10 protein-coding genes and 1 other RNA gene are annotated in these 14,259 nt (G+C 67.9%); 2 read left to right on the top strand and 9 right to left on the bottom strand.

What is annotated here, in order from left to right:
* Window positions 1-19: 19 nt before the first annotated feature.
* The gene (locus AB0L53_RS30860) at window positions 20-1,426 is read left to right on the top strand and encodes a cation:proton antiporter (protein ID WP_364001119.1); all 1,407 of its coding nucleotides are present in this window, start codon (window positions 20-22) and stop codon (window positions 1,424-1,426) included.
* Window positions 1,427-1,483: 57 nt separating this feature from the next.
* Here AB0L53_RS30860 and AB0L53_RS30855 read toward each other — a convergent pair whose 3' ends face one another.
* The 8 genes from AB0L53_RS30855 to ftsE form a co-directional block, all read right to left on the bottom strand.
* The gene (locus AB0L53_RS30855) at window positions 1,484-4,489 is read right to left on the bottom strand and encodes a BTAD domain-containing putative transcriptional regulator (RefSeq protein WP_364001115.1); all 3,006 of its coding nucleotides are present in this window, start codon (window positions 4,487-4,489) and stop codon (window positions 1,484-1,486) included.
* A 236-nt stretch (window positions 4,490-4,725) separates the two neighbouring features.
* Window positions 4,726-5,541, bottom strand: coding sequence for a hypothetical protein (locus AB0L53_RS30850; RefSeq protein WP_358557933.1), 816 nt, complete (start codon window positions 5,539-5,541; stop codon window positions 4,726-4,728).
* Window positions 5,542-6,433: 892 nt separating this feature from the next.
* Window positions 6,434-7,648 carry a Fic family protein gene (locus AB0L53_RS30845; protein ID WP_364001110.1) on the bottom strand — a complete coding sequence of 405 codons (1,215 nt, stop codon included), beginning with the start codon at window positions 7,646-7,648 and terminating at the stop codon, window positions 6,434-6,436.
* A gap of 435 nt (window positions 7,649-8,083) precedes the next feature.
* Window positions 8,084-8,467, bottom strand: a transfer-messenger RNA (tmRNA) gene (gene ssrA, locus AB0L53_RS30840).
* A gap of 281 nt (window positions 8,468-8,748) precedes the next feature.
* A complete protein-coding gene (locus AB0L53_RS30835) occupies window positions 8,749-10,623 on the bottom strand; it encodes a penicillin-binding transpeptidase domain-containing protein (RefSeq protein WP_364001107.1) in 1,875 nt (624 codons plus the stop codon).
* Window positions 10,620-11,087, bottom strand: coding sequence for an SsrA-binding protein SmpB (smpB, locus tag AB0L53_RS30830; protein WP_357949212.1), 468 nt, complete (start codon window positions 11,085-11,087; stop codon window positions 10,620-10,622). Before smpB ends, AB0L53_RS30835 begins: the two co-directional genes overlap by 4 nt.
* A gap of 23 nt (window positions 11,088-11,110) precedes the next feature.
* Window positions 11,111-12,016, bottom strand: coding sequence for a permease-like cell division protein FtsX (ftsX, locus tag AB0L53_RS30825; protein ID WP_364001103.1), 906 nt, complete (start codon window positions 12,014-12,016; stop codon window positions 11,111-11,113).
* A 20-nt stretch (window positions 12,017-12,036) separates the two neighbouring features.
* Window positions 12,037-12,726 (bottom strand): cell division ATP-binding protein FtsE, encoded by a 690-nt coding sequence (gene ftsE / locus AB0L53_RS30820; RefSeq protein ID WP_049564761.1) that lies wholly within the window; start codon window positions 12,724-12,726, stop codon window positions 12,037-12,039.
* Window positions 12,727-12,929: 203 nt separating this feature from the next.
* Here ftsE and AB0L53_RS30815 point away from each other — a divergent pair, with 203 nt between their 5' ends.
* On the top strand, window positions 12,930-13,121 hold the full coding sequence (locus AB0L53_RS30815; protein ID WP_225295827.1) for a hypothetical protein: 192 nt from the start codon (window positions 12,930-12,932) through the stop codon (window positions 13,119-13,121).
* Here the strand turns inward: AB0L53_RS30815 and prfB are convergent.
* The gene (prfB, locus tag AB0L53_RS30810) at window positions 13,107-14,222 is read right to left on the bottom strand and encodes a peptide chain release factor 2 (protein WP_358550924.1); all 1,116 of its coding nucleotides are present in this window, start codon (window positions 14,220-14,222) and stop codon (window positions 13,107-13,109) included. The two genes, AB0L53_RS30815 and prfB, sit on opposite strands and share 15 nt — an antisense overlap.
* Between the last annotated feature and the right edge of the window lie 37 nt (window positions 14,223-14,259).

The raw sequence follows: 14,259 nt of genomic DNA, 5'->3' as shown, positions 1-14,259 counted from the left end.
GTCACCCATCGGAGCCGACATGTCCGTGCGAATCGACGACGGGCCGGAACTGACCTCCCCGATCGTCCGTCCGCGATCACTGCGGATGATCGCTGTCTACCTGGCGCTGGTCGTGGTACCCGTCGCCCTCATCTGGTTCACCCTCCGGCACGGCCTCTCCACCCCGGGGCGGCCGTCCGGCGGGCCGGCCGCCCCCGGCGTCCCCGACGTCTTCCCCAGGCTGCTGATCGCCGTGCCGGTGATCCTGGCCGCCTGCCACCTGTGCGGCCGCCTGTTCCGGCGGCTCGCGCAGCCCTCCGTCATCGGCGAGATCATCGCCGGTGTGCTGCTCGGCCCGTCCGTGCTGGGCGCCCTGTGGCCCGCCGGGTACGCCACCCTGTTCCCGCCCGGCCTGGTCTCGACGCTGTCCACGCTGTCGCAGGTCGGCCTGATCTTCTTCATGTTCCTCGTCGGCTACGAGCTCGACCTCGACCTGGTCCGGCAGCGCAGCTACACCGCCGCGGTGATCAGCCACGTCAGCATCGTGGTGCCGTTCCTGTGCGGGGTGCTGCTGGCGCTCGCGCTGTATCCGGTGCTCGGTTCCGGCGGGGTCGGGCAGCTGGCGTTCACGCTGTTCTTCGGCATCTCGATGAGCATCACCGCGTTCCCGGTGCTGGCCAGGATCCTGTCCGACCGGGGCATGAGCCGCACGCCGGTCGGCGTGATGTCGCTGACCTGCGCGGCCGTGGACGACGTCACGGCCTGGTGCGTGCTGGCCGCCGTGGTGGCGGTCACCCGCAGCGCCGCCGCGGACGTCGCGCTGGTCACGGCGGGGATGTCGGTGGGCTTCTTCGCGGTGATGGCGTTCGGGGTCCGGCCGCTGCTGCGCCGGCTGCTCGGTCCCGGCGGCCTGCTGCCCGAGGCGGCCGTGCTGCCGGTGGCGCTGGCGGGCGTGATGCTGTCGGCGCTGGCCACCGACGCGATCGGGATCCACTCGATCTTCGGCGCCTTCCTGTTCGGCGCGATCATGCCGCGCGGGTCCCTGCCGGTGCGGCGGGCCGCCGGGCAGCTGCACGGTCTCACGGTGACACTGCTGCTGCCGCTGTTCTTCGTCTACACCGGCCTGCACACCGAGTTCGGGCTGCTCGGCGCCGACGGGCGGCTGTGGGCGTGGTGCCTGCTCATCACCGCGGTCGCGGTGCTGGCCAAGGCCGGCGGCTCGACGACGGCCGCCCGCGTCTCGGGCATAGGCTGGCGTGACTCGCTGTCGCTGGGCGTACTGATGAACTGCCGGGGGCTGACCGAGCTGGTGGTGCTGAACATCGGGATGTCCATGGGCGTGATCAGCCCGACCGTGTTCACCATGCTGGTGTTCATGACGCTGGTCTCCACCGTGATGACGGCGCCCTGCCTCGACCTGCTCCGCCGCCTCAAGCACGACTCCTGACCGGCTCCTGACCGGCTCCGCCGTCTCAAGCACGACTCCTGAAACTGCTCCGTCGCCCTAGGCGCGACTCCTGACCGGCTGGCGCAACGCCAGCCGGTCGCGCAGGCCGTCGGCCTCGACCGAGTCCAGGCCGGCCAGCAGCGCCCAGGCGGCGCGAGCGGCGTCCTCCGCCGCGTGCGCCCCCTCCGCCGAGGCCAGCCCATCGCTCGCCTCGGCCAGCCCGACCAGCGCCCGGGCCTCGAACGGCGGCAGGCCCAGGCTGCGGAAGACCTCCACCGCCTCGCCCAGCCGCCCGGCCGCCTCCCCGAACCTGCCGCGGACCAGCGCCAGCTCGCCCAGCTCGTGCCGGACCCGGCCCTCGACCAGCCGCTCCCCCACCCGCACGGCCAGGGCCAGCGACTGCTCCAGGGTCATGTGCGCCTGGTCGTGACGGCCCTCGCGGACGTAGACCTGGCCGAGGCCGTACAGCATGTACGCCTCGCCGATGTGGTCGGCACCGTCCCTGACGATGCGCAGCGCCAGCGTGAACGACCGGCCGGCCCGGTCGATCTGGCCCTGCCGCAGGGCGCTCTCGCCCAGCCGGTAGAGCACCTGCGCCTCCGAGCGGCGGCTGCCCACGTCCCTGGCGATCTTCAAGGCCCGCTCCAGGTACGTCTCCGCCGCGGCGTACTCGCCGCCGTCGAGCAGGGATCGCGCCAGGTTGCTCAGCACGTGGGCCTCGCTGGTGCGGTCTCCGACGAGCTTGAAGACCTCCAGCGCCTCGCCGTACCGGCGGATGGCCTGCTCGGTATCGCCGCGCAGCGAGTCGACGTAGGCGAGGTTGCGCAGCACCAGCGCCCACCCGTGTGGCTCGTTCTGCTCCTTGAACAGCCGCAGCGCGGGTTCGAGCGCCTCCAGGGCGGCGTCCGGCTCAAGCTGGAAGATGCGCAGGCTGCCCAGGGAGTACAGCATGGCGGCCACGCCGCGCGGGTTGGCCTTCCTGCGCACCACGCCGAGCGCCAGCTCGGTGGTGGAGCGCCAGTCGTCGAAGTAGCTCCTGGCCTCGAACAGCGTCTCGGCGGCCAGTGCCAGGTCCCAGCAGAGCTCGTCGAACCCGAGCTGCGCGGCCTGCCGGACGCCCGCGACCAGGGCGGCGCGCTCGCCGTCCAGCCAGTTCATCGGGTGTGGCGAGAGCCGTTCGAGCAGCGCGGGCGGCGGCGACCAGCGGGCCTCGCCGCTGTGCAGGATGGTGTAGTCGCCGCCGTACTCGCGGCGGTGCGCCTCCTTGGCCAGCGCGAGCCAGGCCGACAGGGCGCGGCGCAGGCTCGCGGTGCGATCCGCGGCGCCGTCCTCGGCCAGCGCCCGGTCGCGGGCGAAGGTCCTGATGAGGTCGTGGAAGCGGAAGCGGGGCGCGCTCTTGGCCGGGCCGGCGCCGGCGTCCACGAGCTGGGCGTCGACCAGCGCCTCCAAGAGGTCCTCGGCTTCGGCCGGATCCTCGTCGAGCAGGCAGGCGCCCACCCAGCCGGGGAAGTCCGGGGTCTCCAGCAGCGACAGCAGGCGCAGCAGCCGCTTGGCCGGGCCGGGCAGGCCCTGGTAGCTGACCTCGATGCTGGCCCGGATGCCGAGGTCTCCGTGCTCCAGCTCGTCGAGCCGGCGGTTCTCGTCGCGCAGCCGGTCGGCGAGCCGGCCCAGCTGCCAGTGCGGACGGGAGGCGAGTTTGGCCCCGGCGATGCGGACGGCCAGCGGCAGGTGCCCGCACAGCTCGGCGAGGGCGGCGGCCTGCTCGGGCTCGTCCCGGACCCGCTGTTCGCCGAGGATGCGTTCCAGCAGGGTGACGGCCCGGCCGCTCTCCAGGACGCCCAGCTCGATGCGGCGGGCGCCGGGCAGGCCGGTCAGCCGGGTGCGGCTGGTGACCACCACGGCGCAGCCGGAGCTGCCCGGCAGCAGCGGCGTCACCTGCGACTCGCTCATCACGTTGTCGAGGAGCACCAGCATGCGCCGCTCGCCGAGCCGGCTGCGGTATATCTCGGCCCGCTCGTCGAGGGTGTCGGGGATGGCGGAGCCGTCCACGCCCAGGCCGCGCAGGAAGCGTTCCAGAATCTCCAGCGCTGACGCGGGCCGGCCGCTGCCACCGCGCAGGTCGGCGAACAGTTGCCCGTCGGGGAAGTGCTCGCGCACGTCGTGGGCCACCTGCACGGCCAGGGTGGTCTTGCCGACGCCGCCCCGGCCGCTGATGACGATGGTCGGCACCGTACCCGACGCCTCGCCGCCGTCCGGGCCGGTCAGGGTGTCCACGATGTCGGCGAACGCGCCGGTGCGCCCGGTGAAGTCGCCGATCGCGGCGGGCAGCTGGCGCGGGATGACCTGGACGGCCGCCATGGGCGTGTCGCGGGGCGCGGTGGGCTGCTGCTCGGCGACCGCCTCGTCGCCGATGTCGCCGTCGCCGCGCAGGATGGCCTGCTCCAGCCGGCGCAGTTCGTCGCCGGGCTCGATGCCCAGCTCCTCGACCAGCGTCGCGCGGGCCATACGGTACGTCTCCAGCGCCTCGGCCTGCCGTCCGGACCGGTAGAGGGCGACCATGAGGTGGGCGTAGAGGCGTTCCCTGAGCGGATGGTCGCGGACCAGGACGGTGAGGTCGCCGATGAGGTTGGCGTGGCGGCCGAGCGACAGCTCCAGGCGCAGCCACTCCTCGACGGCGGCCAGGCGGCGCTCCTGGAGCTGCAGCGCGCCGCCACGGATGATCCGGCCCTGGAGGCCGTCGAGCGCGGTGCCGTACCAGAGGCCGAGCGCGGACTGCAGCTCGGTCACCGCCTCCTGCGGTTTTCCGGCCTCGACCAGGGAATACGACTTCGTGATTAATTCTTCGAACTGATGGGCGTCAATATTCTCGACAGGAATATTCAAGATATAGCCCGGCGATCTGGTGCTGATGACGTCGGTCAATCCCAATGCGGAAAATGTCCGGCGGAGCCCCGAGACGCATATGTGGATCTGCACCCTGGCCGTGCTCGGCGGCTCATCGTCCCAGATGGCGTCCAGCAGGCGGTCCATGGAGATGACCCGGTTCGGCTCCAGGGCGAGCATCGCCAGAATGACCTGCGGGCGTGCTCCAGTGAGTGGTATTCGGCGACCCTCTGCCAGTACCTCTAATGGCCCCAGGATCCGAATGTGCATGGGCACCCCTATACCCTGTTATTGGATGCTCTCTCGTATATATCCCATTTTCGTCGGCATGTCTGCGGATATGGGACTGCCGAAACGGCGACGGTCCGGGCGGGAGGCGGCGGGCCCCCCGCCCGGACCGGGCGGCGATGGGATGATCAGTCGAGGTAGACGGCGTCGGTGGTCTCGTAGGTCTTCTCGGTCAGCAGGTCGGAGACGCCGGAGTAGGTGAGGTTCACGATCGAGCGAGTGATGCCGTCCGTCTGGATGGGCATCGTGCGGTGCAGCGTGGTGTCGGTCTTGAAGAAGTACGACTCACCGCTCTCGTGGTGGTAGGTACGGATCGGGCCCCGCGTCAGGCACCGGTTCACGGCCGGGTCCTGCTTGTTCCACGGCGTGTGCGGCACGCACTGGAGCAGGCCGCCGTGCTCGGGTGCGGGCGCCTGGGAGATGAAGATCCAGGCGAACTCGTGGTCGCCCCAGTGCCAGCCGTGTGTGTCGCCCACCTGGGTCTGGTGGGTGCCGGTGATCTGCTCGTCCGGGTAGGTGCAGTCGAACACCGGGGCCCCGGCGATGTCGCCGAGCAGCCCGCGGAACGCCGGCACGTGGTAGAGCGCGGTGAACAGCGTGCTGTGCGAGGCGAACAGCGAGTTCGGCAGGCTGCCCAGCCGCCGCGGCGTGTTGCCGGTCACGGCCACGCGGATGTCGATGCGGCGGGTGTTGGCCGCCGTCAGCATGGTCGTCTCCTCCTGGAGGCGGCGTACCATCTCGTCGGGCAGCAGCCCGGTCATCCGCGCGTAGTGCTCGCGTGAATACTGCACCGCGGCCTTCTCCACCGCGTCCGCGCGGGTGGCCAGGTGCTTGGACAGCAGCGTGTCCAGCTCCTCGACCACGTCGTCCCGTACGGTCGCGGGCGGCCGGTTGCCGGCCTCGAGCAGGGTGGTCGCGGCGCCCTCGGGGGTCAGGGTCTGCATGGTCTCTCCTTGTCGTCGCGGCGAACGCTGATGCGCTTTCGGCGGTGGCGTCAGGTTCTAAGCTCGGACCGAGCCTCGCCCGACCGGCTATCACCGCCCTTTCGCCACGGCATCGCGCCGATAAGGCAGGCCCTCAAGCGGGAAACGGGGAAGCTGCGGGGAGTGAACTTGGTGGCCTTGGCCAACCGGCGCGCGCGGATGTGCGGATGTGCGGAATCAGGGGTCGTTCCATGTGGGGTTTGGCCAAGATGGTGATGCCCGCAGCACGCAGAGGCGGAAGCGCTTGAGGAATGGAGGCTGGGCCATGGCTTTGCGTCCGGACCAGCGCGGCGAGCGCAGCCGGCTCATGGAGGCCGAGATCGGTATCAGCGGCGGGGATACGGTAAGCGAACTGGCGTAGGGAGGCGACTCACTACACATAGATGAAAGTTGTTACCCATCTATGCGTAGTGTCAGGCGCATCATAGACGCAGAGCAAGCGGTCTTAGCTTTCCGTGACGGCCACTTCTTCCCGGAGCGCCCAAACGAAGTCCTTTGACGCGAAAACGGCGGCACCCGTAGCAGGTGCCGCCGTATCACGATCAACAGTGGATCTGCTCGCGCTTACTCGAACACCACGTCGTAGGTGGAAGAGCTGGGCGAGATGCTCAAGCCGTCGTCCCGCTCCAGCAGGCCCGCGCCTCGACGGTACCCACCAACGCGAAACTGCCACCCTGTGCGGCGATACCTGCGAGGGGATGCCGTATTGGCGACGTCGTTCGACCCGTCCGATAACAGTTGCGCGAAGGGTGCTGCGCTCTGTCTTTTCAGGTCTGTCCTACACGCTGGGCAGGAAGCCGCCGACGCGGCCGTCGAGGTAGTACTCAAGTTGGGAGTTCACCCCAGTGCCGGCTCAAGACCGATTTTGGTAGGGGGACGTCAGCGAGATCGGTGTACGGGCGATCTCAAGTGCGGTTTCCGGGAACCGCCGCCCGGCTGGATAGTAGCGGGATCTGGTCCGGCCCACCGACTCCAGGACTCCCGCCGCGACGAGGTCGCGGAGGTCACGCTGGGCTTGCTGGGTGGTCAGCGCCTCGGTGTGCTCGTGGCGTAGCCGCCGAACGCGTCCGGCCATCGCCACCTCATGCAGAGCCGAGATCACCCGTTCGTCGAACGCCTCGCGCTCGACGAAATCCGAGAGGATCGTCCAGACTCTCCCGGACTGATGGAGGCGGGCTCGAACAGTCTGGGCCTGCTGGTGGTAAGCCGTCAGGTTGAACCTAATCCAGCTGTGGACCTCCTGGTCGGGTAGGTAGGTGGCACCGCGGGCGCCGAGCTCGCGGTAATACTCCCAGGTGTTGCCCGGACGGCCGAGCCATGCCTCGATGGAGGAGAATTCGGGAGCCAGGACACCCTCCCGAGCGATCATCAATGTCTGCAAGGAGCGAGACATTCGCCCGTTCCCGTCGCTCCACGGATGGATCGACACCAGATGCAGATGGGCCATCGCGGCGCGCACCAGCGGATGCGTCCCATCCTCAGCGTTCAACCAGTCGATGAGTTCCGACATCAGCGCCGGAACCTCGGCCTCGCCGGGGGCCGTGTAAGCGGCGATACCCGGGTCGCGCGCGTCGGTGACATAGACAGGCCCCCTACGCCACTGGCCAGCCGGCTTCCTGGCGCTGTGCCGATGCCCCTGGAGTATCCAGTGGAGCCCGTTCAGCAATCCCTTGCCGTAGGAGAAGTCCTCCACGTCGTGGAGGGACTGGATGTAGGTCATCATCCGCTGATAAGCCAGTGTCTCCTCGCGATCCTCCTCTGACACCTCCACATCGCGCTCCCCTTCCATCAGATCCGCGACATCGATGGTGGAGACCCGAAAGCCCTCGATCGAGTTCGAAGCGGCGACAGCGTCGGCGGTGAGGAACTTCCGCAGGCCGGCTGTCCACTTCGCCGGAGCTCTCACCTGATGGCGCAGCTCATGACGCATCTGCTCTATCTCTTCGAGGACCCGCTGGTCCTCGGAATCCAACGCCGGAGTCGGGAACAACATAGAGCAATAATACAGTGACACAATCACTGCGTCATTGCTGGGCACCTGCTCGTCCAGCCATGACGTCACCGTCACCGTCGAGGAGAGCCGTCAGTCGTCGCTGCGGCCCGAGGCGGGGGCCACCCTGTCGATGGGCAGGTGCGCCGAAATCACCCCTCCCGACAGGGCATGTGGCGCTTGCTCGTCCCCTTGAGGAGAAGGAGGGAAGGACCGCGCCCGGCCGCCTGGAATCGTCTGCGCCCGAACATCTGGTCATGATCTCCTCGGTGGAGATCATCAGATCGATATCTGGAATGAGCTCTTCGACATGGCTCAATCGGTCAACGGGGAACGCGCGGGCGAAGCCCGCGCCCCAAAGACAAACGTCCGGAGCGAAGCGGAGGCCCTTCAGGGGTCGCGGCCCCGGCGCGACTGGAGACAGCGCCTGAGACCCCAAGCGCGAAGCGCCCCTATGAAGTCCTTTGACGCGGAAACGGCGGCACCCACACCGGGTGCCGCCGCATCGTAAAACAGTGGAGGTGGCGGGAATCGAACCCGCGTCCTTCAACCCCAAGACAGGGCTTCTCCGGGCGCAGCCTGCTGTGCTTTTCTCAGCCCCGGCAATCACGCAGGCGTGTCGCCGACGGGCTCAGCCACTGTTTGATTTCCCGCTCTCCCCCGTGGCCGGGTTGAGCGGTTGAGCCTTCTAACGATGCCAGATCCCGGGCCGAAGGCACTCCCGGGCTGACAGTGGTTACGCTACTTAGGCAGCGAGGGCCAGGGAACCCTGGCCGACCACAGTGCGCTTAGAATTGGCACTTGTTGTTTGCGGTCACAGTGTTAACGAGGTTATGTCCGCAGTCCTCGGCCCGCTTCACCTGACTTGCAAAGTCGAAGTCGAAGCCAGTCACCCCCATGTGCAGTTGTCAACACGGCCCCGAAGAGCCGAGCAACATGACCTTACATGCTTCAACACCTGCGGCGTCAACTTGATTCCCTAGACGCCGAAACCCCCGGAAACGCGTAGGCGTTCCCGGGGGCCGACCGGCAGGGTCGAGCCGGTCCGGACGGCAGGACTTCCCCCGAGATGAAGTCCTGAACTCATCACGGCGACTGCACCCGCAACCCCCCGAGCGGGGCAGTCACTGGGTAAGACGCAGCCAGCCACCCGAACGGTTGCCTAGAGTGACAAGAAATCACTTAGCGTCGCGCAGGCCGGAGAAGAAGTCGCCCGCGACCGCCGCGGGATCGTAGTTCTTGGCCATGACGGCTATCGCCACGTCACCCTGCCAGCCCACGAACCAGCCCATCCGCTTCTCCTGGTCGCCCGCGGCCGTCACGCCGTAGACCTGGCCGCGGCCGGCCTGGGCGGGCGAGCCGGTGGCGCCGGCGAGCATCATGGCGGTCAGTGCCGTGCGCACCTTGGGGTCGACGGCGACCGGTTGCGACGGCTTGACCGCGACCGTCTCCGTCGAAGGGTCGGGCGTCTTGGGGTCGGTCACCAGCACCGGCGGGTGCCAGGTGCCCGAGGCGATCGCCCCCGCGACGAGGGCCATGCTGAGCGGGCTGACCTCGACGTTCTGGCCCGCTATGGCCCTGGCCTTGTCGGCGTCGCTGGTCAGCTCGGGCAGCGAGCCGCTGAACGACTTGAGCGGCAGCCGCCAGTCCTTGCCGATGCCGAGCGCCTCTGCACTCTTTTTCAGGGCCGTGGCGTCGACGCGCCGGGCCAGCGAGGCCAGGGCGGTGACGCAGCCCTTGGCGAAGTTGTCCTTGAACGTCGGCGAGGCTCCGGCGACCTGGCTCGCCGTCACGAAGTGCGCGCCGCCCACCGTCCGCTCGGCCGGGCAGGCGAGCTTCTGCTTGGTCTTCATCCCGGCTGTGAGCAGCGCGTCGGCGGCCACGATCGAGAAGGCGGTGCCGGCCGGGAACTTGCCGGCCAAGGCGTCCTTCTCCTGGTTGAGGCCCTTCGTGCCCACCGCCAGGATCTCGCCCGTCGACCGGTCGACCGCCACCAGCGCGCTGGTCTCCGTCTGCGCCACGGCGACCTCGGCGGCGCGCTGCTTGGCGCTGTCGATCGTGGTGCGTACGGGTACGTTCTTGCGGCCGGGCCACTCCTTGAGCTGCGCGACCTCGTTGTCGGTCTTGATGTCGAGGATGATCACCCTGGTCTGCGTGGATCCGGTGAGATAGTCCTGATAGGCCCGCTGGAGCCCGCTCTGTCCGTAGGAGTCGCCCGCCCGCTGCGGGCCGCCGAGTTTCTGCTCGGTCTCCGGGGTCAGCGCGCTGACCTTGCCGACGATGTCCTTGGGGTCGTCGGGCGCGACAGGCTGCTTCTGCGGTCGGGTGATGAGCTGCGGGATCTTTTCGAGCCTGTCCTTCAGCTCGCGGTAGCGTACGGCGCCGAAGTTGGCGAGCGGGACGAACTGCCTCGGCGGCGACGACCTGATGCGGCTCAGCAGCCGGTCCTGGGCGAACCCGGTGTACGCCGAGAGCTGCTCGACGACCTCCTCCGCCTGGTCACCGAGCTGCGACGGCGTGACGCCGACCACGTAGAGGAACTGAGGGCGCTGCAGCGGCGTGCCGTTGCGGTCGACGACCGACTGGCGGGGGTTCGAGTCGGTGGACACGGCGAACCGCTGGCCGTCCTTCAACTGCGGGTGGAGCACGGAAGGCGACCAGCGCACCCTCCACTGGCCGTTCACCAGGTGCAGCGGGAGCACGCCGTCGTACCCCCAGAGGGGGTTGTTCTCCCCCAGGTCGACCTCGGCGCGGAAGTCGGCCCGCGTCTGGTCGCCGGCCAGGCTGATGCTTTTGATCTTGAATCGGAACGAGGCCGCGTCGAGCTCCGCCTTCGCGTCCGACAGCGCCTTGCGTACGGTCGCCCGGTCACCGTCGGTACGGCCGGCGGCCAGGTCGTAGTCCTCCGACTGCCAGCCCACCAGGAAGTCCCGCACGGCATCGTGCGGGGAGGACTCCTCGAAGCAGGCGGTCAGCGACATGCTCGCGACGGCCAGCGTGACGGTCGCGGCCAGGCCGCGGCGTACGCGGCCCAGGCGTACGGGACGGTTCATCGGTTGCGATGCCGCACTGCCCGGGCCATCTCGCGCTTGGCCTGCTGCTCCGCCAGCGTCTGCCGCTTGTCCCAGTCCTTCTTACCGCGGGCGATGCCGATCTCGATCTTGGCCCGGCCGTCCTTGAAGTAGAGCGACAGCGGCACGATCGTCAGCCCGCCCTCCTTGGTCTTGGCGGCGAGCTTGTCGATCTCCTTGCGGTGGAGCAGGAGCTTGCGCTTGCGACGGGCGGCGTGGTTCGTCCACGTCCCCTGGGTGTATTCGGGGATGTGGACGTTCAGCAACCACGCTTCGCCATCGTCGATGGAGGCGTAGCCGTCGGTGAGGGACGCCCGTCCCTCGCGCAACGACTTCACCTCGGTGCCCTGCAGCACGAGCCCCGCCTCGAAGGTGTCTTCGACGTGGTAGTCGTGCCGGGCACGTTTGTTCTGGGCGACGACCTTCCGCCCGGTCTCACGTGGCATGCTCCGACCTTACCGGCGATTCGTCAGACCCTGAGGTAGCGGCGGAGCGTGACGAAGGATGCCAGCACACAGATGAACACACCGATCACCATGGTCAGCGTGATCACCGAGGCCACCGAGTCCCAGCCGAGCTGACTGCCGAACGCGAAATAACGCGCGATCTCCTCGAACAGGAAGACCTTCGCGACGATCAGCATGACGGCGGCGATCACCCCGCCCATCAGCCCGGAGATCACGCCCTCCATGACGAAGGGCAGCTGGATATAGAGGTTGGACGCCCCGACCAGCCGCATGATCCCGGTTTCTCGACGGCGGTTGAAGGCCGACAGCCGCACGGTGTTGCCGATCAGCAACGCCGCCGCCAGCACAAGGACGATGGCCACCGCCAGCGCACCGGATCTGAGCTTGTCGAGCAGCCCGAAGAACTGGTTGACCAGGTCCTTCTGGTTCGTCACCTGCGACACGCCGGCCTTGCCCTGGAGTGCCTGCACTATCGGTTGATAGTTGTTGGGGTCCTTCAGCTTGACGCGGAAGGACGTGGGCATGTCGTCGACCTTGGTCGCTTCGACGAGCAGCTTGTTGGCGGCATAGGACTTCTGGAAGTTGGCGTAGGCGTCGGCCTGGTTCTCGTAGATGACCTGTTCGACGCCGGCCATGCCCTGGATCTCGCCCTGGAGTTCCTTGGTCTGCTGGGCGCTGATCTGCTTGCCCTTGCAGCTGGGCATGGTGGGGTTCTTGCCGCACAAGAAGACCGATACCTCGACCTTGTCGTACCAGAAGCCCTGCATCATCGTGACCTGGGCGTTGATCATCAGGCCGATGCCCAGCATCGCCATGCCGACGGCCACGGTGATGACCACCGCGATCGTCATGGTGAGGTTGCGACGGAGGCCGATCCAGACCTCGGAGAAGATGAAGTTCGCCCGCATGTTCTGTCTACTGCTCCCTGTCAGTACGCCTGGCCGTACACGCCACGCGACTGGTCGCGGACGATCTTGCCGTCCTCCAGCTCCACGACACGCTTGCGCATGGAGTCGACGATGGCCGCGTCGTGCGTGGCCATGACGACCGTAGTGCCAGTCCTGTTGATCCGGTCGAGCACCTTCATGATGCCGATGCTCGTCGCGGGGTCGATGTTGCCCGTCGGCTCGTCGGCCAGCAGGATCATGGGCCGGTTGACGAAGGCGCGGGCCATGGCGACGCGCTGCTGCTCGCCGCCTGACAGCTCGTCGGGCATCCGGTGGGCCTTGCCTTCCAGGCCGACCAGCTCGATGACCTCGGGCACCACCTTGCGGATGAACCGCCGCGGCTTACCGATGACCTCGAGCGCGAACGCCACATTCTCGTAGACGTTCTTGTTCGGGAGCAGCCTGAAGTCCTGGAACACGCAGCCGATGCGGCGGCGCAGGTGCGGCACCTTGAAGTTGGACAGGCGGGCCAGATCCTTGCCGGCGACGTGAATCGCCCCGGAGTTGGGCCGCTCCTCCTTCAGAACCAGACGCAGGAAGGTGGACTTGCCTGATCCCGAAGGACCGACGAGGAACACGAACTCGCCCTTGTCCACGTCAACGGAGACATGGTCGAGAGCGGGCCGGTTCTGGTTCGTGTAGACCTTGGTGACATTATCGAAATGGATCACGAGAGCATCACGGCATGCCAGTCTAGGGGTCAGGACGGAAGCGAGGGTGGCACATGCCCACTTCCCGCCACACGCCTATCGGGGACGGCTTTCTTTACTGATGATCGACGTTCCGATTGGCCAGAGCACAGTCTAGGGGGAAGACTGGCATGGAACGTCCATAACGGAAACAAAACGATTGTGCGGCTAGACTTGGGGCTGACATGAGTTGCCAACACCTCGTATGCGCGCAGTGCGCCCACCCCGTGATCGAGGGCCGCTGCCCCCTGTGCCGTGCCAACCGCGAGCGGATGCACAACCACGGCTTCGCCGGGCTGTCACCCGCCCTTATCCTGCTGCTGCTGGTCGTGCTGCTCTTCCTGGCCCTGGTGCTCAAGCACCTAAGCGGGCTCTGATTCCTGCCGGCGCATCCAGCGGATCTCCGACTCGATGAACTCATCGATGTCGCCGTCGAGAACGGCGGTCGGGTTGCCCGCCTCCGTGCCCGTGCGCAGATCCTTCACGATCTGGTAGGGGTGCAGCACATAGTTGCGGATCTGCGTGCCCCATGACGTGGTCGAGGCGCCCCGCAGCTCGGACATGCGCTCAGCCTCCTCCTGCCGCTTGCGCTCCAGCAGCTTGGCCTGCAGCACGTTCATCGCCGAGGCGCGGTTCTGGAGCTGCGAGCGCTCGTTCTGGCAGGAGACCACGATGCCGGTCGGCAGGTGGGTGATGCGGACCGCCGAGTCGGTCGTGTTGACGCCCTGGCCGCCGGGTCCCGACGAGCGGTAGACGTCGATGCGGAGCTCGTCCTCGTTGATGTCGATGTGGTCGGTCTGCTCGACGACCGGCACGATGTCGACCCCGGCGAACGAGGTCTGGCGGCGGCCCTGGTTGTCGAACGGGCTGATGCGGACCAGACGGTGGGTGCCATGCTCGCCACGGAGCGTGCCGTAGGCGTAGGGCGACTTGATCGTGAAGGTGGCCGATTTGATGCCGGCCTCTTCCGCGTAGGAGGTGTCGTAGACCTCGGTCGGGAAGCCCTTGCGCTCGGCCCACCGCAAGTACATCCGCAGCAGCATCTCCGCCCAGTCGGCGGCGTCGACGCCACCGGCCTGCGAGTTGATGGTGAGCAGCGCCTCGCGCGCGTCGTAGGGGCCGGACAGGAGGGTGCGGACCTCCAGCGCGCCGATGTCGGACCGGAGGGAGGCCAGCTCCTTGTCGGCCTCGGCCCTGGTGTCCTCGTCGCCCTCCTCAGCGGCCAGCTCGTAGAGGACGCTGAGGTCGTCGAGGCGGCGCACCAGCCCTTCGACGCGGTTGAGCTCACCCTGCATGTGCGAGAGCTTGCTGGTGACCTTCTGGGCCTGCTCAGGGTCATCCCACAGGTCGGGCGCGGCTACCTGCCCCTCCAGCTCCTCGATCTGCTTGCGCATGGCGCCGAGGTCGAGCACGTCCTGGATGCTCCGCAGGGTGCCCGCGAGCTCGTTGATCTCTTCTGCTGGATCGATACCTGCCACGTTTCCTTAGGGTACGCGACCCTCGCGGGCCCGAATA

The sequence above is a fragment of the Nonomuraea sp. NPDC052129 genome, from assembly GCF_040680095.1.
Lineage (GTDB): Bacteria > Actinomycetota > Actinomycetes > Streptosporangiales > Streptosporangiaceae > Nonomuraea.
Note: the sequence above shows the minus strand (reverse complement) of the source record. Positions and strands in the feature narration are given on the sequence as shown.